The sequence below is a fragment of the Streptomyces sp. NPDC012508 genome, assembly GCF_042902595.1.
Classification (GTDB): Bacteria; Actinomycetota; Actinomycetes; order Streptomycetales; family Streptomycetaceae; genus Streptomyces.
Genome location: NZ_JBIBEO010000002.1, coordinates 760,429 through 786,801, shown reverse-complemented (window position 1 = coordinate 786,801; position 26,373 = coordinate 760,429). Strand labels below are relative to the sequence as shown.

Here is a 26,373-nt window from a genome sequence, read left to right as displayed (position 1 = left end):
GCAGAGCGTGAGGAACAAGCGGGGCAGGAAGCCCCGGAGGTACCGGCAACCCCCGAAGGGCGGGAAGCCTCTGTGGGGCGTGGCCCCGAGGGGCGACAGGCCGTCGCCGTCTTCGACGACAGCGGTCTGGTCGTCGTCTGGACCCGGGCCGCCGAACGCCTCCTCGGCGTCCCCCGCGCCGCCATCCTCGGCCGCCCCGTGACCGAACTGCTCACGCTCGTCGACCTCGAGAAGTTGACCGAGGGAGTCACGGTGGGGCCGGTGGGGGAGGGGGACCCTCCCGGCCGCTGGGGTCTGTGGCCCGCAGGTCCGCTTCCCGGCGGAATCCGTTCCGGAGTCCTCGACGCCGTCTTCACCCAGTCCCCGGTCGGCCTGCACGTGCTCGACGCCGACCTGAACGTCCTCCGGATCAATTCGGCGGCCGGCGGGTTGCGCGGGGCCTCCGAGGAGGAGATCATCGGCCGCCCGTTCTCCGAGGTCTACTCCCGATTCGGCGCCGGATCGTTCGAGGACGCCCTCCGTGAGGTCCTGGCCTCAGGTGTGCCCATCTTCGACCAGCGGGTCGCGGGCTACCCCCTCGCGGATCCCGAACGCGAACACATCTACACGGTCTCCGTCTTCCGGCTCGAGGACGACCTGGGCCGTCCCCTCGGCCTCGTCGCCTCCGCCGTCGACGTCACCGCCCGCGACCGTGCCCGCGACCGGCTGGCCGTGCTGCACCGCGTCCACGCGCGGATGGGGCTCCGCCTGGACGCCGTCCAGTGCGCCCGCGAGCTCGTCCGGGCCGTCGTGCCCACCTTCGCCGACGTCGCCCACGTCGCCCTCACCACCGCGGAGCTCCACAGCCCCGACACGGACACGACGTGGGGAGACACGGCACTGCGCTGCGTGGCCGGCTGGCCCCCCGAGGCGGACGAGGCGCCGGAGGTGGGCGCCGCCCTGGACATGCCCTACGGCGACGCGCACGGGCCGGCTCCGTACGTGGAGGAGGCTCACGCGGCCGGGCCCACCCTCGTCGTGCCCCTCACCCTGCGCAGCGTCCTCCTCGGCGTCGCCCACTTCTCCCGGCCGCGCAGGCCCGACCCCTTCGAGGACGACGATCTGCGTCTCGCGGCGGACCTCGCCGCCCACACCGCCGTCTGCCTCGACAACGCCCGGCGCTACGAGCACGACCACGCGGTGGCACTCGCCCTGAAGGGAAACCTCGCCCGGTCGGGCCGCACCGGCCGGAGCGCCCTGGAGACGGCACACCGCTACCTCCCCACCGGACTCGGCGGCGGCGCCTGGTTCGACGTCATCCCGCTCTCCGGCAACCGTGTCGCCCTGACGGTCGGTCATGTCGAGGGCATCGGCCCGGAGGCCATGGCGGCCATGGTTCAACTCCGTTCGGCTGTCCAGGTGTTGTCCGCGCTCGACCTCGACCCGCACGATCTGCTCGCACGGCTCGACGACACCACACGCCGCCTCGGCGAGGAACGCGTGGCCGCCGGTACGGGGGGACCGCTGACCGCCCAGTGCGTGTACGCCGTGCACGACCCGGTCACGGAGACCTGCGCGATCGCCCGCGCCGGCCACCAGACCGTCCTCGTCGGACACTCCGACGGAAGCTGGCGGAGCGGTCTCCTGGAGGAGACGACCGCGCTGGGCGGTGAAGGTCCGCCGTTCGCCGCCGACGAGATCCCGGTGCCACCCGGCAGCACCCTCGTCCTCCTGTCCGGCCGGGCCGCCCCCGACGACGCGGCGCTCGCCGGGCTGCGCGCGCGGCTGGCCGGCGCGGTTCCGCCGCGTGCGATCAGCGCATCGGACCTCCACGACCTCCCCCTCGACCAGGCGGCCGTCCTCGTCGCCCGCACCCGGTCGCTCGACGCGGACGACGTCGCCTGCTGGGAGGTCACCCCCGAACTGACCGCCGTGTCCGAGGCCCGCCGCTGGGCCGTCCGCACCCTTGAGGAATGGGGCCTGACGGAGACGGCCTTCGCCGTCGAGCTCATCGTCAGCGAGCTCGTGACCAACGCGATCCGCCACGGCACCCCACCGATCCACCTCCGCATCATCCGCAACCCCGCGGATCACACGGTGACCTGCGAGATCTCCGACGCGGGGACCGCCGCCCCGCATCTGCGCCGGGCCAGGGCGGCCGACGAGGGCGGACGCGGCATCTTCATCTCCGGGGAGCTGTCGGACCGCTGGGGTGTCCGCTGGTCGGAGCAGGGCAAGACGGTCTGGACCGAGACCGCGTACACGCCCTGAGAACACGCCCTGAGACCCCTCGCCGGGCTTGAGCCCCGAGCTCAGCGTCCGTCGCGCGGCCCGCCGAAGGGCGTGGCGGTCCTCGGCCGCGGACCGGCGTCGTCCTGAGCCCGCAGGTCCGCGTCGTCCCGGGCCCACAGCGAGCGCACATGGCTGAGATGGCGGACCATGCAGGCCTCCGCGCCCCTCGCGTCGCCCGCCGGCATCAGGTCGAGCAGCTCCAGGTGCTCCTCGGCGGACGGCAGCAGCTCGCCGCGCTCGTCAAGGGCCGTCAGACCGTACAGCCGGGAGCGCTTGCGCAGGTCGCCGACCGTCTCCACCAGGCGCGCGTTGCCCGACAGGCCGAGCAGGGTGAGATGGAATCGGCGGTCCGATCCAGGTAGCCGATGAGGTCATGGGCGCGGGCCGCCGCCACGATCTCCTCGGCGATGGGACGCAGTGCCCGCAGCTCCTCGCGGCCCGCCGTGAGTGTCACCCGGCCCACGGTCGGCACCTCGATCAGCAGACGGATGTCCGTGTACTGGTCGAGGTCGCGCTCGTCGACCTCGGTGACGCGGAAGCCCTTGTTGCGTACCGGCTCTACCAGCCTCACGGGCGAGGTCGGGCATCGCCTCGCGCACCGGCGTCGCGGAGATGCCGAAGTCCTCGGCCAGGCCCGGCGCCGAGTACACCGCGCCCGGCTTCAGCTCGCCGGAGATCAGCGCGGCGCGCAGAGCGTGGGCCACCTGGTCGCGCAGGCGTTCCCGGGTGGTGACCAGCCGGGTCTGCTTCAGATGCCCCATGTGCCGTTCTCCGATGTCCATGTGACGCGCCGCCCGGCGGCCGGGAGTGGCGCCGCGCCCTCGCACGATTGCACACGAGGAAGCGTCTCGGGAACGGGTCGTCGGGGCCGAGGGCGGCCCGCTAGTCCGGGGGCTCGGGTACCGGGGGTTCGCGCCCGGGAGGTGCCTCGGGCGGTGTGGAGTCCGGTGGTTCCTCCGCCGGTTCGGGCTGCTCCGGCCTGCCGGGGTCGGGGTCGGATCCGGGAGTGGGGTCGGGGTCGGACTCGGGGCTGGGGTCGGGGTCGGACTCGGGAGTGGGGTCGGGGTCGGATCCGGGTCGGGGCTCGCGGGGGACGGGGTCCGGTTCGGCGGGCACGGTCATGGCTCACTCCTGCGCTCCGGGTTCTCCAAGGGGCTGGTCGCCGGCCCCTGCAGCACGCGGCCGTCGGACGCCGCGAAGCGGGAGCCGTGGCAGGGGCATTCCCAGGTGTCCTCCAAGGCGTTGAAGCCGAGCTCGCAGCCCATGTGGGTACAGCGCGGCGGACGGGCGACGAGATAGTGGCGCGCCACCGAGGCCTGCGCCCTGACCACGTCGGGGAATTCCCGCAGCGGCAGGGTCCGGCGCGGGTCGAACAGTTCGGTCCAGTCCGGACGCGGTCCGCCGGTCACATGCGCGGCGAGCAGCCGGCCCGCCATCACTCCGTTGCTCATCCCCCAGCCACCGAAACCCGTGGCCACGAAGACGTGCTGCGTGTCCGGGTGCTCATGACCGACGTACGGGAGATGGTCCGCCGACCGCACGTCCTGCGCGGCCCACCGGTACGTCTCCCGCGCCTCGCCGAACCCCGGGAAGATGCGGCGCGCCCAGCCGGTGAGCCGTTCGAGACGCTCGCCCGTGTGATCCGTACCGGGTTCGAAGGCCTCGCCGGTGACGATGAGCAGCCGGTGGCCGTCGTCGTACGGCGCGGTGCGCACCGAGCGGGTGCGGTCCTCCGGCGTGAGATACATGCCGTGCGGCGCCTGGTCCGTGGGCACCGGGGCCGCCACCACGAGCTCGCGCCGCACCGTGAGCCTCGTCAGCAGCGAACTGTGCACGGTCAGCGGGAAATGGGTCGCCACGACGACGTCCCGCGCGTGGACCGTGTGACCGGCCTCGGTCGTGATCCGGCAGTCCGCGTGCTCCCGCAGCCCGGTGACCCGCGTGTGCTCGTGGACCCTGCCGCCACGGGCGACGAGATCCTCCGCGAGACCGAGCAGGAAGCGGCGGGGATGGAAGAGGAGCTGGTCGTCGAGGCGTACCGCCGCGGCCACCGGGAAGGGGAGTTCGGTTTCCGTCACGTACGCGGTGTCGAGACCCGCCTCCAGGGCGGCAGCCGCCTCGGAGCGGATCTCCTCGGCCCGTCGCGCGTCCGTGACGTACGTGCAGGAGGGGGCGCGCTCCAGCTCGGCGTCGATGCCCGTCTCCTCGCAGAGCCGGACGACGTGCTCCAGGGCCTCCTGCTGGGCGCGGGCGTACCGGGCGGCGGCGAGGATGCCGTGGGTGTCGCGGAGCCGGGCGTAGGTGAGGCCGTGCAGGGCGGTCAGCTTCCCCGTGGTGTGGCCCGTGACGCCGCCGCCGATCCGGCCGGCCTCCAGGAGTACGACCTCGCGCCCCGCGCGGACGAGTTCGTGCGCGGTGCAGACGCCCGCGATGCCGCCGCCGATGACGACGGCATCGGCCGTCAGGTCCTCGGCGAGGGCCGGACGATCGGGGGAGGGGGTGTCATGCATCCAGTACGACATGCCGAAACTCACGTCCGCCGGCATCGCGCGCTCCTTCGGGCCGGGGCGGGGACCGTCGGCCCGCGTCTGCCCGCCAGGCTCCGGATCACGCGCGGCCTGGACCTGCGGCCGGGGGCTACGACTACGACCAGGCTACGGCTTCGGGGCGAGGCGCTCGACCGCGACGAGCGCCGCGTCGTCGCCGAGATGGCCGCCCGCGTAGACGCGCAGGTCGTCCCGCAGCCGGCCGAGCAGGGTCGGCGGATCGTCCCCGACCCAGGCCGCGAGACGCTCCGTCAAGGGGTAGAAGGCGCGCGAGTGGTCGCGGGCCTCGATGACCCCGTCGGTGTACAGCAGGAGCACGTCGCCCACGTCGAAGGGGAAGGTCTCCACCGTGACGTCGGGGGAGAGCACGTCCGCGAGCCCCAGGGGTGGGCTCGCGTCCGCGGTGTCGAGGGGGACGACCCGCCCGTGCCGCAGCAGCAGCGGCGGCGGGTGCCCGCAGTTCACCAGCCGTACCACCGGCTCCTGATCGGGGATGTCGAGGACCAGCGCGGTGACGAAGGCCTCGTCGGCGTCGTCGGCCGGCTCGTCGGGGCCGGATCCCGGCTCCTTCGCGGTCTCCGGCTCCTCCGCCGACCCCACGCCCGCCTCCAGATGCCCGATCAGCGCGGGCAGCTCCGACTCCCGCCGGGCCGTGACCCGGAAGGCGCCCAGGACGAGCGACGCCTCGCTGATCGCGTCGAGGCCCTTGCCCCGGGCGTCCCCGATCAGCAGCCGGGTCCCCGTGGCCGTACGGGCGGCCGCGTAGAGGTCGCCCCCCATCTGCGCCTCCTCCTCGGCCGCGAGGTAGACGGACGCGATATGGAGGGGGCCCGCGCGGTGGGGCAGCGGGCGCAGGACGACGCTCTGGGCGGCCTGGGCGATCGAGCGCAGCCGCGACACCCGGCTCTCGTCGCGTTCGCGCAGGTAGGCGAAGAAGGTGACGATGACCGAGATCAGGATCAGCGCCACGATCTGGTAGGTGTGGTTGAGGTCCGTCAGGCTCGTCCGCGCGATCGCCACCACCGCCTGCGCGAGGACCGCGACGGCGCCCACGAACGCCGTCATGCGCGGCCCCGCGAACGAGGCCGTCACCGCCGGCGCGGCGATCAGGAACGGTCCCAGATGGACCTCGGGAGGAGCCAGGATGTCCACCACGGTCACCACGGCGATCAGCGCGAACGAGGCGGTGAGCAGCAGCCGGCCGCCGCGCCGTGAGAGGCGGGGTGAGGGGTAGCGCCGGCGGGCATCCATGTGAAAGGCATACATCAGGTGATGGGGCATGTCCTGTTGCCGGGCTCCACGGCGCGGCGCGCGGCGCGCCTGCGCTGGTGCCGCCGCCGAATCGCTCGGCGAGGGAGCGTCCGTACGCACCGTGCGCCACCTCCTGCACAGGCCCCCCGGCCCCCTACCTCCGGCCTCCGGCCCGACACCGCCACCGGCTCGGTCGGTCAGGTCCGGCGCGCCGTCGCGTAGTCGGTGAGGCTGCGGACGGCCCGCCAGCCACGGCCCTCCGCCTTGGAGACGTCCAGGACGACCCGGTGGGCGAGCTGATCGACGGCGTACCGGGTCAGCGGCGGCTCGGCGCCCGGGCGAAGGCGCGCCACGGCCTCGGCCGCCGCCGCCGCGCCGCGGGCCAGCGGCAGAGGAAGGTGGTGGACCCGGGCGCGGACATCGTGGGCCCGCAGGACGGTCCTGATCGCCTCGTCGCGGCGGTACGGCACGGGGTCGGCGATGTTGTACGCGCCCGGGCCCCAGCCGGCGGCGCCCAGGCACGCGTCGGCGAGGTTCTCGACGGCCGTCAGGCTCAGGACGACGTCGGGGCCGGGCAGCAGCACCCGGCCGGCCCGCACGCGCGCGAGGAGCCGCGGCACGAGGTGCGGGTCGCCGGGGCCGTAGACCGCGCGAGGCCGGAGGACCACCGCCCCGGCGGCCAGTGCGAGGGCCTCGCCGGCCGCCTTCGTACGGCCGTAGGCGTTCAGCTGGCCGCGCACGGGATGGTCCTCGGTGATCCGGTCACGGCCGGGACCGGGCTCGTACACGCTGGCACTGCTCACCCAGACCACCGGGCGGCCCGCCGCCGCCTCCATGAGCCGGGCCGTGCCGTCGACGTTCACGGCCCGCATCGTCGCATCGGCCGGCGAACCGGGCACGGGGTCGCCGACCGCTGCCGCGCAGTGCACGACGAGGTCGGCCCCGGCGAGATCGGGCAGCGTGGTCTCGGCGTCCCACGGGACGTGCCGGCCGACCGGCCCTGGCCGCCGCCCCACGCACAGGACGTCGGCCCCACGGGCGGCGGCGAGGGAGGCGACATGGGAGCCGCAGAAGCCGCTCGCGCCGGTGACGGCGATCGTGATCATGCGGGGGACTCCGTGAGGGGGCGGGTGGCGGTGGTCGCGCGGACGGTCAGCCGGCGCCAGCCGGGCAGCGCGGCGCGCCGGTCCACGCGGGAGGCGACGACGGTCGGACGGTACGGGGCGAGTGCGGCGAGCACGTCGTCGAGCTGCGCCAGGGCGAGCCGCGCGCCGGGGCAGGCGTGCGGACCGGCACCGAAGACGAGCCGTGCGACGGCGGGCGGGGCGGGGCGGTGGGCGTCCGGCGGTTCGCGGTCGGCCCCCACGGCATGCCGCGCCACGAGCACGAGCCGGTCCCCGGCCTTCACCGGACACCCGCCGAGCACGGCGTCGGCGGCCGCCACGCGCGGCAGCAGCGGGGACGGCGCGGTGACGCGGAGCAGTTCGTCGACGAGAGCGGGCCGCAGCCGGTCGTCGGCGGCCTGCTCCCACAGACCGCCGTCGGCACACCACGCGGAGGCCCGCGGCACCGCGGCGACGGTGGTGTTGACGGCCGCGACCGCGATCATGGCGCGCAGCGCGGTCGGGGTCGCCGATCCGTCCGCCAGCAGCGCCTCCAGACGTGCCGTGGCCTTCGCCGCCGCGCGGGCGGTGCCCGGGAGCCGCGGTCCGGGAAGGTGGTCGCGGACGGCGGCGGCCGCGGCGTCCGCCGCCGCCTCGGCGAGGGCCGAGGGGTCGGCGGGGGTGTCGAGGAGGGCCCGTACGGTCGCGCCGGCGAGCTCCCGGGCCAGCGGCACGAGGTCGACGGGGTGCCCGGCGGCGAGCGGGGCGAGGCGGCGGGCGAGCACGGCCCGCCACACGGGTCGCAACCGCTCGACCCCGGCCGCACCGAAGTCCCCGGCGACGGCGCGCCGGGTGTTGCGGTGGTCGCCCCCCTCCTGGTCGAACAGGCTTCCCCCACCGGACAGTTCACGCACCACGCCCCCGGTGGTGCCGGCCGCCGCACGGTCCAGCGGGATGCGGGTGAGCGCCTCGCGGTACTCCTCGGTGCCGCTCACCAGAACCGCCCGGCCGGCCCGTGCCACGGGCCGGCGGCGCACGGCCGCGAGCAGAGCGAACAGCAGCGGATGCGACCGCGTGTACACCTGCCGGTCCCGCCGCCGCGCGTCCCGCAGAGCGGCCATGCGATCAGGCGTGGCACCGGGGGCTCCCGAGCCCCGCGCGTCACGACGGGGACTGGGGCCGTCAGGAGCCCCGCCGGGGGTGGCGTTCGTGTCCGGTGCGGTGGAGGCCGGCGCGTCGGTACCGGGGCAGCAGGGGGCCGCGTTCGCGTCCGGTCGGGCGGCGTCCCGCAGGGCCGCCGAGTCGGTCCCAGGACAGGGGCCCCCAGGAGCCCCGCCGGGGGTGGCGTTCGTGTCCCGTTCGGCCGTGGTCCGCGCGTGCGCAGCCGCGTCGGTACCGGGGCAGGGGCTGTGCGACGCCCCGCCCGGGGTGGCGTTCGCGTCCGGTTCGGTCGTGGTCCGCGCGTACGCCGGCGCGTCGGTGCCGGGCGCGGCGCACCGTCCCGTCTTCGGTTCCGCACCCGTACCCACGGCCCGGGCGGCCGTCATCGGACCGGCTCCGTCGGACGCGCGGCCGCCAGGCGTGCCGTTGCCGCGCGGTCCGGCTTCAGCGAGCGGCCGGACAGCGGGATGTCCGCGAGCAGCAGCGCGTCCGGGCGGGCCGCACCCATGCGCCGGAGCGGGCCCGCGAGCGCCGCCCGCACCCGGTCGCGGTCGGCCTCACGGCGGGGCTGGACGACGGCGACCAGCCGCTCGTCGCCGTCACCGGCCGGGACGCCCACCAGGAGCGCGAGTTCGACCCCGGGCACGTGCAGCGCGGGCTCGTAGAGGCCGGGGTAGATGTTCTCCGCCCTCCTCAGCACCATGTCCTTGCAGCGCCCCGCGAGCACGATCCGGCCGCGCGCGTCGAGCAGCCCCCGGTCGCCGGTTCGGACCCAGGGCTCGGGCTCCTCGCCGAGGTAGCGGTTCCGTGCCCCGCGCCCGGTCAGCAGCAGCTCGCCGCCCGGCCCGGTCCTCGCCGTCACCCCCGGCAGCGGCGCGCCCACCAGGTCGCCGTCGCCCGAGAACGCCGCCTTCTCCGCCTGCTCGACGGCAGCCGCCGGGAAAAGCTCGGTGAGCGCGTACACGCCCCACGCCTCGTCCGCCCCGGCGCGCCGCACACGCGTGAGCAGCTCGGCGCTGGCCGGCGCGGAACCGGTCCACACCCGCCCGCCGAACCGCGCGTCCACGGCCAGCACCGCCCTCAGCTGAGGCGGCGTCAGATAGGTGGCCTGCGGGTCGAGTCGCTGCATCTGGCGGGCCAGTACACCAGGGGACCGGGCGGGCAGAGCGACCGGCGCCCCGCTCGCGAGCGACGGAACGAGGACGAAGAACGTACCGCCGAGCACGGGACGCCCCGGCTTCGGACGTACGAGATCGGTCACCGTCGCCATACCGGCGGCCAGCGACGCACGCGTGTGGACCACCGCGCGCGGGCGTGAGGTCGTGCCCGACGTGAAGACGATCACCGCGTCCCCGTCCTCGTCCACCGCAGGCGGCAGGACCGACGTACCCGGCACCGCCTCCAACACCGGTGCGCACCCCGGCAGTCGGCGTCCGACCGTGGCCACCGGGCCGCCGAGCTCCGCGAGGTCCGGCAGCGCGAGCCGGGCCCGGCGGGCGAGCGGCCGCGCCCAGCCGGCGACCGCCTGCGCGGCCGCGTCGGCGAGCACGATGTCGGGGCGGGCCAGCGCGAGGCGGGCCCGCAGGACATCGGGGCCCGCGCCCGGGTCGAGCACGGCCGCCCGCAGCCCGAGCCGGTGGACGGCGAGCATCACGGCGAGCGCGCGCGGCCCTGGTCGTACCGCGACCCCCACCGTGTCACCGCGCTGCAGACCCCGCGCGTGCAGCGCGGACGCGTAGCGGTCCGCGAGGTCGGCGAGCTCCCCGCAGGTGGCCTTCGTGCGGACGGCACCGGAGCGGGTCGTGCCGAGCACGGCCGGGCGGCCGGGGTCCGACCGCAGGGTGTGAGCGAGAGCGTCCAGCATCAGCGAGGGTCCTCCCCGTGCCCCCCGGGTCCCCTGTCCAGGTACCAGCGGGCGGTTCCGACGATCCCGTACGCGCGCAGGCGCCGGGTGGAGTTCTCCACGACCATGTCGCGGGCGTGCACGATGGCGGTGGTGCTGCGGCGCACCCGGTTCAGGAAGAGCCGGTCGGTGGGGGAGGGCCGGCGGGGCATCCCGCCCACGGTCTCGTACAGCCGAGCCGTGATCGCCATGTTGTTCCCGGCGTGCATCCGGTACGGGGCGAGGTATCCGTGCCGGCGCCGGTGCGCCGGCCGTACCCGGCCGAAGAACGCGGCGACGCGGACGAGCATACGGAACAGGGCCCTGCCGACCGGCCCGTGCTCGTCCCTGCGGGCGTCGATCCGGCCGCACACCAGCCCCGCGCCCCCGCGCAGCGCGGCCCGGGCCGCCGCCGTCCAGCCGGGGTGCGGAAGGCAGTCGGCGTCCGTGCGGGCCAGCAGCGCGGCCCCGTGGCCGATCGCGTACCGGAATCCGGTGTCCACGGCGCAGCCCACGCCCTTGTCGCGCTCGTCGAGCACATGGACGGGGAACGGCGCACGCTCCGCGAACGCGCGGGCGATCGCCGCGGTGTCGTCCTCGGACGCGTTGTCCACCACGACAAGCTGGAAGTCCCGGTCCGCCTGGGCGGCGAGCGCCTCCAGGGTGTCGCCGATGCGTGCCGCCTCCTGATGCGCGGGCACCACGACCCACAGTGCGTCGTTCACGCCTTCTCCCAGACCATCGTCATGATGCTGACGCCACCGCCGAGGCCGACGAGCAGCACGCGGTCACCGGGGCGCAAGCCGTCGTGGACACGGTCGAGCTGGACCCCCAGCGTCGCGCTCGCGACGTTGCCGAGCTCGGGGACGGTGACGACGAGCCGGTCCTCCGGAACGCCGGTGATCTCCACGAACCGCTGCAGGTACGGCACGGTGACCTGATGGACCAGGACGTACCGGAAGTGGCGCCACTCGAGGCCCGTACGGTGCAGCACCCGGTCGATCACCGACGTGCCCACCTTCTCGAACACCTCGCGCAGCTCGCTGCCGTCGCCCCGGAAGTACGTGTGCTCGTCGCCGCGCGGATGGCGCGAACCGCCGCCGAATATTCCGCCCACCGGCCAGTGCTCGGAGTGCGTCTCGGTGTCCACGTCGAGGATCCCGCCGCGGTCCACCGCCTCCAGGACCACCGCGGCACCCGCGTCACCGAAGGTGTAGCCGGCGAACCCGTCCCGGAACTGGGCCAGGTCCGCGGGGTCGTGGCGGACGGCACGGCTCGGCGTCTCCCCGGTGACGACGAGGGCCCGCCGGGCCCGACCGGCCAGGATCATGCTCCGGGCCAGGTCGATGCCGTTGACGAAGCTGTTGCAGGCGTTGGTGACGTCCAGCGCGTGGGCCCGGGAACCCAGCTCGGCCTGCACGATGTGCGCGGTGGCGGGTTCCACCATGTCGCGCGTGGCGGAGGCGAACACCAGCAGATCGATGTCCTGAGGCTCGGCCCCGGCCCGCGCGAGGGCCTGCCGGGCGGCCCCCACCGCCAGAGTGGAGGCGTACTCGCCCGGCCCCACGACGCGCCGGGTCACGATCCCGGTGGCCCGCTCGAACACCCCGGCGGGCAACGCCATCCCACTGCCGGCCTCGACCCGGCGCCGCAGCCGCTCCGAATCCATGACCCGATCGGGCAGACACGCGCCGACCCCGGTGATCCCGATACGGAGGGGGCCGTCCGCGACGGCCTGATGACTGTTCATACGACGGAGGCTACGAAGGAAGGAAGCCACGGACCTGAGTGTCCGTACTCAACCTCCCTGAGGGAAAGCCCTCGTTCCTGGGTGGGGCCCTCGGGTCCGACAGGACGGGAACGACACCGCCCCACCGGCGTGCCGACGGCGGCGGTCCCGCACGGGGCCGGGCGAGGGGAGGGGGTGAGGCCTCGCGTGCCCTGCCGATACGGTGGTCGGAAGATCGTTCGGCGGAAGGTGACGGGAACATGCGACTCATTCAGGCCCCCGGCCCGACGGAGCCCCGACGATGACGGCGGACACCCCCGGCTCCACGGAGGCAGACGCTCCGCACGTTCTGGTACGCACCGAAGGACGGGCCGGGTTCCTCACCCTGAACCGCCCCCGGGCCATCAACGCGCTCACCCACCCGATGGTGCTCCGCATCCAGGAGGCGCTGACGGCCTGGGAGCACGATCCGGCCGTCGAGACCGTCGTCATCCAGGGCGCCGGGGAGCGCGGACTGTGCGCGGGCGGCGACATCCGCGCCATTTACGACGACGCCCGCACCGGAGGCACCGCCACCCTCGGCTTCTGGCGCGACGAGTACCGGCTCAACGCCCACATCGCCCGCTACCCCAAGCCCTACGTGGCCTTCATGGACGGCATCGTGATGGGCGGCGGAGTCGGCGTCTCGGCCCACGGCTCCGTCCGCGTGGTCACCGAACGGTCCCGTGTGGCGATGCCCGAGACGGGCATCGGCTTCGCCCCCGACGTCGGCGGCACCCACCTGCTGGGCCGGGCACCCGGTGAGCTGGGCACCCATCTCGCCCTGACCGGTGCCCAGGCCGACGCCGCCGACGCCCTCCTCACCGGCCTCGCCGACCATTTCGTACCGTCCGAGGACCTGCCCCGTCTGGCCGCGGAGCTCACCCGTGCGCCCGCGCACGAGGTGCTGCCCCGGTTCGCGCGGCCGGCACCGCCCGGCCGGCTGGCGGCCGCACGCGACTGGATCGACGCCTGCTACGCGGCCGGCACCGTGGAGGAGATCGTCGACCGGCTCCTCGACCACGGCGCCCCCGAGGCCAAGGAGACCGCCACCCTCCTGCTCACCAAGTCGCCGACCGCTCTCAAGGTCACCCTTGCCGCCGTCCGCCGCGCCCGGTCCCTGGGCTCCCTGGAGGCCGTCCTCGACATGGAGTTCGGGCTGTCCAGCGCCGCCCTCTCCTCCGCCGACCTCGTCGAGGGCATCCGCGCCCAGGTCGTCGACAAGGACCGCGATCCGCGGTGGACGCCGGCCACCCTCGCCGAGGTGCCGGAGGCCGACGTGGCACGGTACTTCGCCGAGCCGAGCGAGCCGCGACAAATCCGGTGACGCGACCGGGCTTCCTTCCCTAGACTCGCCGCACGTGCCGCCGAGATCACGGCGCGCGCCGACGACCGATGAGGGGAGCCCGACCATGCGTTGCCGCACTGCTGTCGTCGTGCCCCGGTCCCGGTACGACGTGATCCTGATGTCTCCCTCGGCCCGGTGCCGGCTGCGCGGCCGCCACCGGAAGCCCGCGACGAACGTCTGACTCCCTGTAACGCCCGATGCGCCTCGGGGCCGCCCGATCGGCATGCCCTGCATCGACCAGCCTCGAGGTCATGAGGCCCTGAGGTCATGAAGCTTGGCTCCTTGAGACCTTGAGACCTTGAGGTTCATGCGCCTCGGGATGTGACGGCCGCCCTGCCGCACGCCTCGTGCCGTGCCATGCCGTGCGACGGGGGTCAACGCTACGCCCGACTCCGGGCCGCTTCGTCCGGGAATCGCGCCGCCCTTTCTCGTACCCACCGAAAGGTCCGGGCCGTGCGTACCCACCTTCCCCGCCACCTCACCACCTCTCTGAACCGCGTCCGCAACCTGGGCATCCTCGCCCATGTCGACGCCGGCAAGACCACCGTCACCGAGCGGATGCTGTACCTCACCGGCGCCACCCACAAGCGCGGCGAGGTCCACGACGGCACCACCGTCACCGACTTCGACGCGCAGGAACGCGACCGTGGCATCACCATCTTCGCGGCAGCGGTCAGTTGTGTCTGGGACGACCACCGGATCAACCTCATCGACACACCCGGACACGTCGACTTCTCCGACGAGGTGGAGCGCTCGCTGCGTGTCCTCGACGGGGCGATCGCGGTGTTCGACGCCGTCGCCGGCGTCGAACCGCAGAGCGAGACCGTCTGGCGCCAGGCCGACCGGCACGGCGTCCCGCGGATCGCCTTCGTCAACAAGCTCGACCGCGCGGGCGCCGACCTCGACTCGGCCGTGGCGTCGATCCGGGACCGACTCCACACGGTGCCGCTCGTCGTCCAGCTGCCCATCGGCCGCGAGGACACGTTCACCGGAGTGGTGGACCTCTTGCGCATGCGCGCCCTGGTCTGGGCCGCCGGCGCCGACACGTACACCGAGGGCCCCGTGCCCGAGGCACTCGCGGAGGAGGCGTGGCGCAGGCGCCGCGCGCTCGAGGAGGCGGTGGCGGAGCTCCACGCGGCGGCGCTCGAGGAGTTCTGCGCCGCGTCCTCGCTCGGCGCGGACACGCTCACGTCCGCGCTGCGCGACCTGACGCGGACCGGGGACGCCGTGGTCGTGCTGTGCGGCTCGGCGTACCGCAACCGCGGGACGGAGCCGCTGCTCGACGCCGTCGTCTCCTACCTGCCCTCGCCTCTCGACGTACCGCCCGTGGGCGGCACGGCGGACGGCGTGGAGCAGGAGCGGGCCGCGGACCCGGAGGAACCCTTCGCCGCGCTCGTCTTCAAGGTCAACTCGACCGCCACCGGGCGGCTCACCTACCTCCGCGTCTACGCGGGGACCATCGGAAAGGGGGACGTCGTGCTCGACGTGGCAGCCCGGCGCACGGAGCGGATCGGCCGGATCCTGCGCGTGCAGGCCGACCGGAACACCGAGGTGGACCGGGCCGTCGCCGGGGACATCGTCGCGGTCGTCGGCGTGAAGGAGGCCCGCGCGGGCGCGACGCTCTGCGCGCCCTCCGCCCCGCTGCTCCTCGAACCGCCCACGGTGGCCGACCCCGTCGTCTCCGTCGCGGTCGAGGCGCGCCGGAGCCTGGACACCGACCGGCTGGCGACGGCACTGGCACGGCTCGTCGAAGAGGACCCCTCACTGACCGTCAGGACCGACCCCGAGACCGGTCAGACCGTGCTCTCGGGCATGGGTGAACTCCATCTGGAGGTGGCCGTGGAGAAGATCCGCCGGGCCCAGGGCCTGGAGATCGCCGTCGGCAGACCGCAGGTGGCCTACCGGGAGACGGTCGTCCGCGGAGTCTCCGGGCTGGTCCACCGGCACGTCAAACAGGACGGTGGTGCGGGGCAGTTCGCCCATGTCGTCCTCGACGTCGAACCGCTCGACGCCGAGGAACCGGGCACGGGGGAGTTCGCCTTCTCGTCCACGGTCACCGGCGGCCGCGTGCCGCAGGAGTACGTCCGCGCGGTCGAGGCCGGCTGCCGGGACGCCCTCGCCGAGGGCCCCCTGGGCGGCCATCCGGTCACCGGCCTGCGGGTGACGCTGACGGACGGCGCCACCCACTCCAAGGACTCCTCGGAGATGGCGTTCCGTACGGCGGGCCGCTTCGCGCTCCGCGAGGCTCTGCGCGCCAGTGCGATGACGCTCCTGGAGCCGGTGGTCGAGGTCACGGTGACGGCGCCGGACAGCGCCGTGGGCGGAGTGCTCGGTGACCTCGCGGCACGCCGGGGCCGGGTCTCCGGCTCGACCGCGCGCGCCGGGACGGCGGTCCTCACGGCGACGGTGCCGCTGGCCGAGCTGTTCGGCTACGCGTCCCGTCTGCGCAGCCGCACGCAGGGCCGGGGCACGTTCACCACCCGGCCCACGGGATACGCCCCCGTCCCGGCCGGCATGACGGCCACGGTGCTCGGCACGACCCGCTAGCGGCACCGGGCGGGCCCGCCCCGACGAGGGGCGGGCCCGTTCCGGCTGCCCGGCGCGCCGCACATATGATCATGTGGACGAACGGAGGGGGCGAAATGACGTCATCGAGGGGCTCCGCGCGGTCGCGTCGGAGGCAGCGGCGCGAGGACGGGGAAGAGGGCTGCTGCGCAGGGGCGCTCGACCACTGCACCGCCTGGTGCGCGACGCACTGCCCGCAGATGGCGCTGGTGCTGCTGCCGACCTTGTTCGCGGCGCTGCTGCGCCCCTCGTCCGGCCGGCGCCCGACGGCCGGACGGCCGAAGGGGCGGGTGGCCGGAGCGCTGCACGCGGGCGTCCAGTACTACCGGGAAGAGATCAGCCCGACCCGCCCGCCGTGCTGCCCGTACACGCCGAGCTGCTCCACGTACGCCGTGAAGGCACTGCACCGCCACGGCGCGCTGCGCGGCGGGCGACTCACGCTGACGCGGCTGCTCCGCTGCCGCCCGCCGCCGAGACTTCACAGACCCCGTCCCGGACTGACCCCCGAGGCCGAGGCCGAGCCCGTGGCCCGGCGCCCCGGGGCCTAGCCCGTGACCCCGCGCCCCCGGCCCGGCGTGCGGTCCCCGCGTACCCCCGGCTGTCGTCCCCGGCCTGGCGGGCGGTCCCCCCCGTACCCCGGCTGTCGTCCCCGGCCTGCGGGCGGGCACTGCGTACCGGCGTCGCGTCCATGGCCAGCGGGCGGGGCATCGCGTCCGGCCTCTCGTCCCCTGGCCCGGCGTCCCGTGACTTGGCTCCCCTGCCCCAAAGTTCCCCGGCCGACGTCCTCGGCTCCCCGGCTCCCTGGCCCGGCGTCCCCCGGCGCCCGGCCCTGCGGGCGGGCACGGCGTACCCCTGCCCGTGGTTGCCCTGGCCCGGCGACCCTCGGTCCCCGGCCCTGCGGGCGGGCTCCGCGTACGCCAGCCCGGCGTACGCCTGCCAGCCGTCCCCTGGCCAGCCGTTCCCCGGCCCTGCGGGCCGGCGAACGAGGCGATGGACATGGGGCAAGCGCGGCAAGGAGTAGGTGCCGTCGGCGCCCTCCGCGGCTCTGGACTCCTGGGCCGCGGGGACGGTGCCGCATCCTCCGCCCCGGGACCCCGCCTTGTGGCCTGAGCTGCGTACCTTGTTCCGCGGCCGGTGCCGCGTCCTCCGCCCGGGGCCTGTGCCGCGAACCCCGCCCTGCGGGCCGGTGCCGCGTCCTGCGCCCGCGGCCAGGTGCCGCGTACCCCGCGGCCGGTGCCGCGAACCCTGCACCCGCGGCCGGTGCCGCGAGCCGGATGCGGGGGGCGCGGGATAATGGGGGCTGCGACGCTGGAGGTGCCTGTGACCAGCACGGTCGGGCCGGCCCGAGGCGCCGGAGCGGTGGACGCCGCCCTCACGGGGACGGTCCGCCGTACCGGGGCCTCCATCGGCGGCGTCTACCTCATCGGCGCCGACCCCCAGGTCCTGTGCCTGGACGCCCTCTGCGGTGCCCCCGCGGAGTTCGCCGCTCCCTGGGCGAGGGTGCCGCTGGCCGCCCCCGCCCCGGTGGCCGACGCCGCACGCGAGGACCGCTTGGTCTGGGTCGGCAGCCAGCAGGAGATGGCCCGCTCCTATCCCCGGACCGCGATGGCCCTCCCGTACCCGCTCGCCCTCGCCGCCGCACCGATCACCGGCGCCCGGCGCTGGGGCACGCTCCTCCTGCTGTGGCCCGCCACCCGCCCGCCGCGGCTGACCCGGCGGGAGCACGGTCACGTCTTCTCGTGCTGCCGCCGGCTGGCGCGCCTCATGGACGAGGCAGCCGCGTCCGGACAGCCCTACCTCCCCGACGACCAGCCCCGCGAAGTACCGCTCGACACCGTCCGCCGGCCCACCACCCCGGCCCAGGTGGCCGCCGACTTCGCCGAGCGCCTGCCCGGCGGCAGCTGCGCGCTCGACCTGGAAGGGAACATCACCTTCCTCAGCTCGGGCGGCGCCGAACTCCTCGGCCGCGACGCCTCCAGCCTGCTCGGCACGCTGCCCTGGGTCTCGCTGCCCTGGCTCGACGACCCCACCTACGAGGACCGCTACCGGGCGGCCGTGATCAGCCGCGAACCCGTCTCCTTCACGGCCTGCCGCCCGCCCGACACCTGGCTGGACTTCCATCTCTACCCCGACGCCGGCGGCGTCAGCGTCCGTATCGTCGCCACCGGCGCCCCACCCCCGCCCGTCCCCGCTCCCGGGAGCGCGCCGAGCTCGTCCGCCCCCGCCCGCGCGGGGCAGCTCTACCAGCTGATGCATCTGGCCGCCGCCCTCACCGAGGTCGTCGGGGTGCAGGACGTCGTCGATCTGGTCGCCGACCAGATCGTGCCCGCCTTCGGCGCCCAGGGCCTGATCCTGTCCTCGGTCGACTCCGGCCGCCTGCGGATCACCGGGCACCGCGGCTACCCCGCCGAGTTCGTCGCACGGTTCGACGGGCAGCCGCTCGGCACCGCCTTCACCCCCGCCGGACAGGCGCTCGCCAGCGGAATCCCCTCGTTCTTCGCCGACCCGGAGGAGATGCGGCGGATCTACCCCGAAGGGCTCCCTGGCAGCGACAAACAGGCCTGGGCCTTCCTGCCCCTGATCATCTCCGGCCGGTCCGTCGGCCTCTGTCTGCTGTCCTACGACCGCCCCCACACGTTCCCGCGCGAGGAACGCGCCGTCATGACCTCGCTCGCCGGCCTCATCGCGCAGGCCCTCGACCGGGCCCGGCTCTACGACACGACGAAGCAGCTGGCCCACGGCCTCCAGCAGGCCCTCCTGCCCCACAGCCTCCCCACCGTGCCCGGACTGGACGTCGCCGCCCGCTATCTGCCCGCCACCCGCGGCATGGACATCGGCGGCGACTTCTACGACCTGATCCGGCTCGGCGACACCGCCGCCGCGGCTGTCATCGGCGACGTCCAGGGCCACAACGTCGCCGCCGCCGCGCTGATGGGCCAGGTCCGCACCGGAGTCCACGCGCACGCGACGCTCGGCGGGGCGCCCGACCAGGTCCTCTCGGCCACCAACCGGCTGCTCGTCGACCTCGACCCCGGCCTGCTCACCAGCTGCCTGTACGTCCACGTCGACTTCGCCCGCCGACGGGTGTGCCTCGCCGGGGCGGGCCATCCGCCGCCCCTCCTGCGCCACCCCGACGGCCGGACCGCGCCGGTGGACGTGTCACCGGGCCCGCTGCTCGGCATCGACCCGGAGGCCGTGTATCCGGTCACCGAAATCCCCCTGGTCGCCGGGCAGTTGCTCCTGCTCTACACCGACGGACTCGTCGAGACACCGGGAACCGACCTCGACGACTCCCTCGCCGCTCTCGCCGGTCATCTCTCCGCCGCCGACGACCGGGACCTGAGCGGGCTCATCGACACCCTCCTGGCGCGCGTCCGCCCCGCCTCCCGGCGTACGGACGACATCGCCCTGCTCGTGCTGAGGATTTCGGACACAGAGGGTCGGACCTCGGTGTAGCTCAGACCTCGGGGTAGCTCGGCCCCCGGCGCAGGTCCGGCCTCGGTGTAGCTCGTACCCCGGTGCAGGTCAGGCCTCGGTGTAGCTCACACCTCGGTGTAGCGCAGCAGGACCGCCACCCCGTCCGTGATCGGCAGCTCGTCCTCGGGTACGACGATCAGCTCGGCCTGAGTCCCGGCCGCCGCGCGGATCAGCGCGGCGCCCGCCGCCGGTTCCTCCCAGGTGAAGCGCAGCCCGAACGCGCTCAACTCCTCGCTGGACAGTGCGAGATGGCTGGGTGCCCAGCCGACCCACAGATGCCGGGTGTGCCGTACCGGACGGTCGAGGATCAGCGCCCGCACCTGCCCGCGCTGCAGGGCTGCGACGGACGCGTCGATCCCCTCCACGTACTCCGGGTGACGCGCCCGCTGACCGAGGTACGTGTCCAGCTGGTGCCGGTCGTGCGCGGGCAGCCGCCCAGCGAACAGGCCCGCGAGTTCGGCCTCCAGGAGCGCCCGCCCCGGCTCCGGGCGACGGGGATGGCCGTCCTTGAGCTTCACGAACAGGTCCCGCAGCTTGCGCGGGGCGGCTCTGATCAGGCTGTTCACGGTCGACGGATCACCGGCCAGCACGATCGCCTCCGTACCCTCGCCCTCCACCCCGTCCACCAGCTCGGCGAGCAGTTGTTCGGCCTCCTTCGGCCAGCCCTCGGCCGGGATCCGGCGGTGGACGCGGGGGCCGGGCGCGACCCGGCTCGCCGGCCAGTGGCCGGTCTCGTGGTCCAGCTCCACCTCGTCCTCGCCGCCACCGGGCTCGTGGGTGTGCACACGGTGGAGGAGGACGGCCGCGTAGGGGAAAGCCGGGGCGTGCTGGAGCGCGAGGGGGAGTACATCCGGCAGCATCCCGTACCGGGCGCTGCTCAGGGCGGGCGGTTCGGGCAGCCGTTCCGCGAGAACCAGGGCGCCCTGAGCGGCGAACAGCGCCTGGCCGTGCGGCCCCGCGACGTCCCGGTCCGATCCGGCCGCACGCGCGAGCGCGTCGATCGTGGCGTCGTCGGCGCCCTGGGAGCGCAGGCTCTCCCGGACGTTGCGCAGACGCAGCTCGATCGCGCGGTCCGGGTCGTCCCCGTCGCGCGAGGTGTCGAGGCAGACGGAGACGATCGGTCCGGGACGGGCGTAGAGCGGTTCGAGGAAGTGCAGTTTCACGGCTTCCTCCCGGGGAGGGACGGCACTACCACCCGGGCGGCTACCCGAGCCGCGCCCGCCGACACGAGGCCGGGGACTGCTGGGCGCCGCACCCCGCCGTCAGGCGGAGACCACCGGCCGCCGTGCCAGCCGTCGCGCTGCGACCCCGGCGCCCCTACCCCGCTGTTAGGCGGTGACCGCCCGGCGCGGCCGCGGGGTCAGTTCGCCACCGCAGTTGGGGCAGACGTCGTCCATCGCGTCGGCGCAGGGAACGCAGTAGGTGCACTCGTACGAACAGATGCGGGCGGGCGCGTCCTGCGGCAGCGCCGCCGCCGTGCAGCGCTCGCACGTCTCACGCATCTCCAGAGCCATGGTTCTCCCTCGGTGTGTGCCGGACGTCCACCGGGCGGGGTGGCTGTGCCCGGGCTCGCGGTCACCTCACTCTGTCGTCCGGGCGGCCCGACCGACAGCGCGGCAAGGGCCAAAGATCAACATGATCGGGTCGCGTCGTCCCGCGGCGGGGCCACCAGGGCGGGGGACTGGTTCGCGCGCCGCAGCGCCTCGGCGACGAATCCGCCGGCCTTCAGCTCCTCGACGAGATCGGTGAGGAAGCGCACCGTTTCGGGGCGCCGCGCCGGAGTCGTGCCGACGGCCTGCCGGATCTCCATGAACCGGCCCTCGATCAGCCGGACGTCGGGATGCGCGGCGACGAACGCGGTCATCGGCTGCCGGATCCCGGCCCCGGCCTCGAGGCCCTCCGTACGGAAGGTGTCGACGCCCTCCTCCCCGCGTACGACGGTCGCGTACCGGAGCGTGCGCGTGAGGTAGAGGTCGTACGCGGACCCGCGCTTCACGCCGATCCGTACGCCCTCGCGGTCGACGTCGGCGGGCGTCGCGAGCCCGGAGTCCGCGGGCACGGCGTACACCCCCTCGATCACGACGTACGGGGAGGTGAAGGCGACCTCGGCCTCGCGGGCCGGCTCGACGGCGAGGAAGCAGAGGTCCGCGCGGCCCGTGGTCATCGCCTCGTACGACTTACGGGCCGCGTCGAAGCAGACGAGCTCGACGGGCACGCCGAGGCGCGCGCCGATCTCCCGGGCGATGTCGACGGTGACCCCGCCGGGGGCCTCGGGCGTGCCGTGCGCCAGGACCGGATTGCCCAGGTTGATCGAGGCCCGCAGGACGCCGGTCGGCGCGAGATCCCGGGCGATGTCCGCGGTCGCAAGGGTCATGCGCCGGAGTCTAGGACAGGGGTCCCGGGGCCGACGGTCCCAAGGGCCCGGTCGCGGGGTGGGTCCGGCGGTCGGACACCACCGGGCGGCCCACGGGTCGACCCGGCGGTCGGTCCTGAAGACGGTCGCGGGATCGGCCGCACGGTCGGTCCCACAGATCGGTCGCGGGGTCGACCCGGCGGTCGGTCCCGCCGTCGCTCCGGCTACCGGGCCCTCGGCCGACCGGGGTCGGTCCTACGGCCGGACCGCGGTCGCCGAGAGTCCGGTCGCGGGGTCAGTCGCGCGCGCGGGGGCGCGGCCAGGGGCGTCCCTCCAGGCGCTCGATGTCGGTGTTGAAGCGCCGGAGGTACGCGGCGAAGCCGGCGACCTCGTCGGCCGTCCAGTTCTCCAGGACCCGTTCCAGGCCGTGGACGTTCGCCGCGCGGTCCGCCTCGAGCCGCCGTCGCCCCTCTTCGGTGATGCTGAACTTGCGCGCGATGCCGCCCTCGGGGTCCGGGATACGTTCGACGACCCCGGCCTTCAGCATCGCGGTGGTCTGCCGGTGGAGCGTGGAGGCGTCCAGGCCGAAGGCCTCGCTGAGCTGCCCGATGGACAGCGGTCCGTCGATCTCGATGCGGCTGAGCAGCACGTAGGCGCTCCGGTCGAGCCGCCCGTCGGCGCCGCGCGCCCGGGGATTGAACAGATGCGAGTGCCGCCCGACGAGCATGGTCTCGAACTCGATCAGGTGCGTGGGCTTTTCCATGGGCCCCATCCTCCCAACCCCGCGTCGTGCCCGGTCACCCACCGGACGCTCGTATTGCATCGTACAGGGAGTATGTATGCTGCAATCTCTATGCATCATGCAATCCGTGGACGCGCATGCCGCCCGTTCCGCCCCTCAGGGAGATCCACGTGACCAGCTCCAAGACCGACGCGCGCCCCCGTGCCGTCGTCGGCGTCCTCGCCTTCGCGGGCATCGTGGCCGCGCTCACCCAGACTCTGGTGGTGCCCCTCCTGGGCGACCTCCCCAGGCTCTTCGGCACCTCCGCGTCCAACGCCTCCTGGGTGGTCACGGCCACGCTGCTCTCGGCCGCGGTTGCCACCCCGGTCGCCGGAAGGCTGGGTGACATGTACGGCAAGCGGCGCATGCTGCTCGTCTCCCTCGCACCCCTCGTGCTGGGCTCGGTGGTCTGTGCGCTGTCCTCGTCCGTCGACCCGATGATCGTGGGCCGCGGCCTCCAGGGACTGGGCATGGGCGTGGTGCCGCTCGGGATCAGCCTGCTGCGCGACGTGCTGCCGACCGAGCGACTGGGCGGTTCCATCGCCCTGATCAGCGCCTCGATGGGCGTGGGCGGCGCGCTCGGCCTCCCCTTCTCCGCCGCCGTCGCCGAGAACGCCAGCTGGCGCGTGCTGTTCTGGGTCGTCGCGGCACTGGCCGCCGTGGTCGGCGTCCTCGTCCGGCTGTGCGTCCCCGCGGGCCGTACCGCGTCGGAGGCGGGCCGCTTCGACGTGCCCGGCGCGGTCGGTCTGGGCGGCGCCCTGGTCAGTCTGCTGCTCGCCGTCTCCAAGGGCTCCGACTGGGGCTGGACGAGCGCCACGACCCTCGGGCTCTCCGCCGCCTCGGTTGCCGCACTGCTCGTCTGGGGCTGGTGGGAACTGCGCACCTCCGAACCGCTGGTGGACCTCCGGGTCACCGCCCGTCCGCTGGTGCTGATGACCAACGCGGCCTCGGTGCTGGTCGGTTTCGCGATGTACGCGCAGTCGCTCGTCGTGCCCCAGCTGCTCCAGCTGCCCGAGGCCACCGGGTACGGACTGGGTCAGTCCATGCTCGCGATGGGGCTCTGGATGGCCCCGGCCGGACTGATGATGATGGTCCTCGCCCCCCTCGGCGCCAAGCTCACCGCCGCCCGCGGCCCCAAGATCACCCTCGGTGTGGGCAGCCTCGTCATCGCCCTCGGTTACGCGTGCGCCCTGCCGCTCATGGGCACGACCGTCGGCCTGCTCGTCGTGACCCTCATCTGCAACACCGGTGTGGGCCTCGCGTACGGCGCGATGCCCGCCCTCATCATGGGCGCCGTGCCCCGGTCCGAGACCGCGTCGGCCAACAGCTTCAACACGCTGATGCGTTCGATCGGCAGCTCCGTCTCCGCTGCCGTGATGGGCGTGGTCCTGGCCCAGATGACCACGGACTTCGCCGGCCATCTCCTGCCCTCCGAGGGCGCGTTCCGCGTCGCCCTGCTCATCGGCAGCGGCGTGGGCCTCGCCGCCGCGGCCGTCGCCTTCCTCATCCCGGTCCGTCCGGCGGCCGGGGCCGACGGGACCGACGGGACCAACGCGGCCGACCGGTCCGACGCCTTGCCGCACCTGCCGTCCGGCGCGAAGGTCTGACGGACCGGCGACCGCCACCCTTCATCGCGCCGTCATCGGCCGGTCCTCCTCGCGACAGCGGGGTTCGAGAGAACTGATCTGGGCATGCCAATCGCGCAACCCCCATCACATCTCGCGCCCCGCACGGCGGTCCCTCAGGAGGACGCAGTTGAAGACGAGTTCGTGGACCCGCAGGGTCACGGTCACCCTCGGCAGCAGTATCGCGCTGGTCGTGGCGGTCTCGGGCAGCGCGTTCGCGGCGCCGCCCCCGCCGCTGCCCGCCAACGCCGACGGGCTCGAGCAGACGTTCCAGCCCGCGTACGACTACGACACGGACGGCTGCTACTCCTCGGCGGCCATCGGCCCCGACGGCACGATCAACCCGGGCCTCAAGCCCACCGGCGCCCTCAACGGCTCGTGCCGGGACGCTTGGGACCTGGACAACACGAACGGGTACTCCCGCGCCAAGTGCAACAACGGCTGGTGTGCGGTCCTCTACGGCCTCTACTTCGAGAAGGACCAGGCGATACCCGGCATCAGCCTCGGCGGCCACCGTCACGACTGGGAGCACGTCGTGGTCTGGATCCAGGACAACCAGGCCAAGTACGTCTCCACCTCCGCGCACGGTGAGTTCAACACGTACGGCCGTGACCAGATCCGCTGGGACGGGACGCATCCCAAGGTCGTCTATCACAAGGACGGGGTGAGCACGCACTGCTTCCGTCCCGCCAACGCGAACGACGAGCCGCCGGAGAACCACAAGGGCCAGTGGCAGTTCCCGGCCCTCGTCGGCTGGAACGGCTACCCCGCCGGGGTGCGCGAAAAGCTCGTCCAGACGGACTTCGGCAGCGCCCACTTCGGCCTGAAGGACGGCAGCTTCGCCCCGCACCTCGCGAAGGCGAAGCCCGCCGGCATCCCGTTCGACCCGTACGCCTGAGCACGGCTCGTGCCCACCGCGCCGCCCCCGTGGACGCTTCAGTCCACGCGGACGGCGCGGGCGGGCGCGTCGAGGCTCTGGTGTCCGCCGCTGGCGATCATGCGGACGTTTCCGTCCTCGTCGATCTCGGCCTGCACGATGCCGGTCTCGTCGGAGTACACGGGGTGCCCGCCCGCCCCCTTGCGGTCCGTCCGGGTGACGACGATGGAGTCACCCGAGGTCGGGAAGGTCAGCTCAAAGCGCTCGGCATGCTGCATGAAACTGTTTATACCGACACCTGACGCCGAATCGGCTGCCCGCACGGCGGCCGTGGCCGGACCGGCACCGGAAACCGATCATTCGGCGGCGCGGTCCCGGAGGCCGAACCGTACGTCCGTCAGCCGCTCCGACACCTCCCACAGCCGGCGCCCGGTCGCGGGATCGGCCGCGTCGGGGGAGAGCGGCACGAGGCTCGGCCCGCCGCGCAGCTCGCCCCGCCCGTCCGGCCCGAAGAACTGTCCGCCCTCCACTCCGGGGGCGGTCGCCGCGTAGAGCTGCGGCAGCGCGCCGCGGTCGGGCGTCTGGGCGAACGGCTTGAGCAGACGGCCGAAGACAACGCGCACGATGGCCACCGGCGCACCGGTCTGCAGACGGGTCGCGCTGTAGCCGGGATGGGCGAGCAGGCTGCGGACCGGACTGCCGGCCGCGGTCAGCCGGCGGTGCAGTTCGTGCCCGAAGACCGCGTTGGCGAACTTCGACTGGTCGTAGAAGGGCATTGGCGCGTAGCCCCGCGCGCCGTCCAGGTCGTCGAAGCGGAGACGGCCCTTACGGTGGTTGAGCGAACTCACCGTGACCACGCGTGGATCGTCCGCGGCGCCCAGCAGGTCGAGCAGCAGCCCGGTCAGCGCGAAATGGCCGAGGTGGTTGGCGGCGAACTGCAGCTCGTGCCCCTGAGCGCTCAGCGTCCGGGGCGGGGCCATCACGCCCGCGTTGTTGACGAGCAGGTCCACGCGCGCGTGCTCCTCGTGCAACCGCTCGGCGAAGGCGCGGACCGAGTCGAGATCGGCGAGGTCCAGGCGGCGTACGTCGAGCCGGGCGCCCGGATGCCCGGCGGTGATCTCCGCGGCCGCCCTGCGGCCCCTGGCCTCGTCGCGCACCGCGAGGATCACGTGCCCTCCCCGGTGGGCGAGCGCCCGCGAAGTCGCCAGACCCAGGCCGCTGTTGGCCCCGGTGACGACGTGCACCCGGCCCGTCCGGTCCGGGATCCGCTCCGCGGTCCACTGGCGCGTCTCGTCCCGGTCGTCCCGCCGCGTCTCCCGCTGTATCTCCGTCATGCGGCACACGTTGCCCTCGATGGCACCAAGT

Annotated in this window: 21 protein-coding genes and 1 pseudogene; 7 read left to right on the top strand and 15 right to left on the bottom strand. The window is 74.3% G+C overall.

Features of this window, described 5'->3' with window-relative positions; all coding sequences use genetic code 11:
- The first annotated feature begins 72 nt into the window (after window positions 1-72).
- The gene (locus ACFY8U_RS09630; protein WP_389567899.1) at window positions 73-2,250 is read left to right on the top strand and encodes a PAS domain-containing protein; all 2,178 of its coding nucleotides are present in this window, start codon (window positions 73-75) and stop codon (window positions 2,248-2,250) included.
- Between the two features lie 41 nt (window positions 2,251-2,291).
- Here the strand turns inward: ACFY8U_RS09630 and ACFY8U_RS09625 are convergent.
- From ACFY8U_RS09625 to ACFY8U_RS09585, 9 genes and pseudogenes are all read right to left on the bottom strand, one after another.
- A pseudogene (locus tag ACFY8U_RS09625) lies at window positions 2,292-3,032 on the bottom strand (GntR family transcriptional regulator).
- Window positions 3,033-3,153: 121 nt separating this feature from the next.
- Window positions 3,154-3,393, bottom strand: coding sequence for a hypothetical protein (locus tag ACFY8U_RS09620; RefSeq protein ID WP_389567897.1), 240 nt, complete (start codon window positions 3,391-3,393; stop codon window positions 3,154-3,156).
- A complete protein-coding gene (locus ACFY8U_RS09615; protein ID WP_389567895.1) occupies window positions 3,390-4,817 on the bottom strand; it encodes an FAD-dependent oxidoreductase in 1,428 nt (475 codons plus the stop codon). Before ACFY8U_RS09615 ends, ACFY8U_RS09620 begins: the two co-directional genes overlap by 4 nt.
- A gap of 108 nt (window positions 4,818-4,925) precedes the next feature.
- A complete protein-coding gene (locus tag ACFY8U_RS09610) occupies window positions 4,926-6,068 on the bottom strand; it encodes a PP2C family protein-serine/threonine phosphatase (RefSeq protein WP_389567892.1) in 1,143 nt (380 codons plus the stop codon).
- Window positions 6,069-6,265: 197 nt separating this feature from the next.
- Entirely contained in the window at window positions 6,266-7,174 is a 909-nt protein-coding gene (locus tag ACFY8U_RS09605) for an NAD-dependent epimerase/dehydratase family protein (RefSeq protein WP_389567890.1), read from the bottom strand.
- Window positions 7,171-8,292, bottom strand: coding sequence for a cytochrome P450 (locus ACFY8U_RS09600; RefSeq protein WP_389567887.1), 1,122 nt, complete (start codon window positions 8,290-8,292; stop codon window positions 7,171-7,173). The genes ACFY8U_RS09605 and ACFY8U_RS09600 overlap by 4 nt, the downstream gene beginning before the upstream one ends.
- 422 nt (window positions 8,293-8,714) lie before the next feature.
- Window positions 8,715-10,196 carry a class I adenylate-forming enzyme family protein gene (locus tag ACFY8U_RS09595; protein WP_389567885.1) on the bottom strand — a complete coding sequence of 494 codons (1,482 nt, stop codon included), beginning with the start codon at window positions 10,194-10,196 and terminating at the stop codon, window positions 8,715-8,717.
- Entirely contained in the window at window positions 10,196-10,939 is a 744-nt protein-coding gene (locus ACFY8U_RS09590; RefSeq protein WP_389567882.1) for a glycosyltransferase, read from the bottom strand. The genes ACFY8U_RS09595 and ACFY8U_RS09590 overlap by 1 nt, the downstream gene beginning before the upstream one ends.
- Window positions 10,936-11,964 carry a 3-oxoacyl-ACP synthase III family protein gene (locus tag ACFY8U_RS09585; protein WP_389567879.1) on the bottom strand — a complete coding sequence of 343 codons (1,029 nt, stop codon included), beginning with the start codon at window positions 11,962-11,964 and terminating at the stop codon, window positions 10,936-10,938. The genes ACFY8U_RS09590 and ACFY8U_RS09585 overlap by 4 nt, the downstream gene beginning before the upstream one ends.
- Window positions 11,965-12,244: 280 nt before the next feature.
- Between ACFY8U_RS09585 and ACFY8U_RS09580 the strand changes: the two genes are divergently transcribed.
- From ACFY8U_RS09580 to ACFY8U_RS09565, 4 genes are all read left to right on the top strand, one after another.
- Complete coding sequence (locus tag ACFY8U_RS09580) at window positions 12,245-13,309, top strand: enoyl-CoA hydratase/isomerase family protein (RefSeq protein ID WP_389567877.1); 1,065 nt, start codon at window positions 12,245-12,247, stop codon at window positions 13,307-13,309.
- Window positions 13,310-13,783: 474 nt separating this feature from the next.
- Window positions 13,784-15,877, top strand: coding sequence for an elongation factor G (gene fusA, locus ACFY8U_RS09575; protein WP_389567874.1), 2,094 nt, complete (start codon window positions 13,784-13,786; stop codon window positions 15,875-15,877).
- Window positions 15,878-15,972: 95 nt separating this feature from the next.
- On the top strand, window positions 15,973-16,443 hold the full coding sequence (gene yidD / locus ACFY8U_RS09570) for a membrane protein insertion efficiency factor YidD (protein ID WP_389567871.1): 471 nt from the start codon (window positions 15,973-15,975) through the stop codon (window positions 16,441-16,443).
- Window positions 16,444-17,215: 772 nt separating this feature from the next.
- Window positions 17,216-19,351, top strand: coding sequence for a SpoIIE family protein phosphatase (locus tag ACFY8U_RS09565; protein WP_389567868.1), 2,136 nt, complete (start codon window positions 17,216-17,218; stop codon window positions 19,349-19,351).
- A gap of 86 nt (window positions 19,352-19,437) precedes the next feature.
- Here the strand turns inward: ACFY8U_RS09565 and ACFY8U_RS09560 are convergent, their stop codons facing one another.
- The 4 genes from ACFY8U_RS09560 to ACFY8U_RS09545 all read right to left on the bottom strand — a co-directional run bounded on the left by ACFY8U_RS09560 (window position 19,438) and on the right by ACFY8U_RS09545 (window position 22,488).
- Entirely contained in the window at window positions 19,438-20,535 is a 1,098-nt protein-coding gene (locus tag ACFY8U_RS09560) for a hypothetical protein (RefSeq protein ID WP_389567865.1), read from the bottom strand.
- Window positions 20,536-20,700: 165 nt separating this feature from the next.
- On the bottom strand, window positions 20,701-20,886 hold the full coding sequence (locus tag ACFY8U_RS09555) for a DUF1272 domain-containing protein (protein ID WP_361602577.1): 186 nt from the start codon (window positions 20,884-20,886) through the stop codon (window positions 20,701-20,703).
- Between the two features lie 116 nt (window positions 20,887-21,002).
- Window positions 21,003-21,746, bottom strand: coding sequence for a transporter substrate-binding domain-containing protein (locus tag ACFY8U_RS09550; RefSeq protein WP_389567862.1), 744 nt, complete (start codon window positions 21,744-21,746; stop codon window positions 21,003-21,005).
- Window positions 21,747-22,020: 274 nt separating this feature from the next.
- Window positions 22,021-22,488, bottom strand: a complete 468-nt coding sequence (locus ACFY8U_RS09545) for a MarR family winged helix-turn-helix transcriptional regulator (protein ID WP_389567860.1) — start codon at window positions 22,486-22,488, stop codon at window positions 22,021-22,023.
- Between the two features lie 149 nt (window positions 22,489-22,637).
- On the opposite strand from ACFY8U_RS09545, the gene ACFY8U_RS09540 reads away from it, so the two are divergent.
- Both ACFY8U_RS09540 and ACFY8U_RS09535 read left to right on the top strand, forming a co-directional pair.
- On the top strand, window positions 22,638-24,113 hold the full coding sequence (locus tag ACFY8U_RS09540; RefSeq protein ID WP_389567857.1) for an MFS transporter: 1,476 nt from the start codon (window positions 22,638-22,640) through the stop codon (window positions 24,111-24,113).
- 148 nt (window positions 24,114-24,261) lie between these two features.
- Window positions 24,262-25,029, top strand: a complete 768-nt coding sequence (locus tag ACFY8U_RS09535; protein WP_389567854.1) for an NPP1 family protein — start codon at window positions 24,262-24,264, stop codon at window positions 25,027-25,029.
- A gap of 38 nt (window positions 25,030-25,067) precedes the next feature.
- Here the strand turns inward: ACFY8U_RS09535 and ACFY8U_RS09530 are convergent, their stop codons facing one another.
- On the bottom strand, window positions 25,068-25,286 hold the full coding sequence (locus ACFY8U_RS09530) for a DUF6296 family protein (RefSeq protein ID WP_389567851.1): 219 nt from the start codon (window positions 25,284-25,286) through the stop codon (window positions 25,068-25,070).
- Between the two features lie 78 nt (window positions 25,287-25,364).
- Entirely contained in the window at window positions 25,365-26,342 is a 978-nt protein-coding gene (locus ACFY8U_RS09525; protein WP_389567849.1) for an oxidoreductase, read from the bottom strand.
- Window positions 26,343-26,373: the final 31 nt, after the last annotated feature.

Coding starts and splice junctions, on each gene's coding strand:
- ACFY8U_RS09620 (WP_389567897.1), bottom strand. CDS start 3,393: ATGACCGTGCCCGCCGAACCGGACCCCGTCCCCCGCGAGCCCCGACCC.
- ACFY8U_RS09615 (WP_389567895.1), bottom strand. CDS start 4,817: ATGCCGGCGGACGTGAGTTTCGGCATGTCGTACTGGATGCATGACACC.
- ACFY8U_RS09610 (WP_389567892.1), bottom strand. CDS start 6,068: ATGGATGCCCGCCGGCGCTACCCCTCACCCCGCCTCTCACGGCGCGGC.
- ACFY8U_RS09605 (WP_389567890.1), bottom strand. CDS start 7,174: ATGATCACGATCGCCGTCACCGGCGCGAGCGGCTTCTGCGGCTCCCAT.
- ACFY8U_RS09600 (WP_389567887.1), bottom strand. CDS start 8,292: ATGGCCGCTCTGCGGGACGCGCGGCGGCGGGACCGGCAGGTGTACACG.
- ACFY8U_RS09595 (WP_389567885.1), bottom strand. CDS start 10,196: ATGCTGGACGCTCTCGCTCACACCCTGCGGTCGGACCCCGGCCGCCCG.
- ACFY8U_RS09585 (WP_389567879.1), bottom strand. CDS start 11,964: ATGAACAGTCATCAGGCCGTCGCGGACGGCCCCCTCCGTATCGGGATC.
- ACFY8U_RS09580 (WP_389567877.1), top strand. CDS start 12,245: ATGACGGCGGACACCCCCGGCTCCACGGAGGCAGACGCTCCGCACGTT.
- yidD (WP_389567871.1), top strand. CDS start 15,973: ATGACGTCATCGAGGGGCTCCGCGCGGTCGCGTCGGAGGCAGCGGCGC.
- ACFY8U_RS09555 (WP_361602577.1), bottom strand. CDS start 20,886: ATGGCTCTGGAGATGCGTGAGACGTGCGAGCGCTGCACGGCGGCGGCG.
- ACFY8U_RS09550 (WP_389567862.1), bottom strand. CDS start 21,746: ATGACCCTTGCGACCGCGGACATCGCCCGGGATCTCGCGCCGACCGGC.
- ACFY8U_RS09545 (WP_389567860.1), bottom strand. CDS start 22,488: ATGGAAAAGCCCACGCACCTGATCGAGTTCGAGACCATGCTCGTCGGG.
- ACFY8U_RS09530 (WP_389567851.1), bottom strand. CDS start 25,286: ATGCAGCATGCCGAGCGCTTTGAGCTGACCTTCCCGACCTCGGGTGAC.
- ACFY8U_RS09525 (WP_389567849.1), bottom strand. CDS start 26,342: ATGACGGAGATACAGCGGGAGACGCGGCGGGACGACCGGGACGAGACG.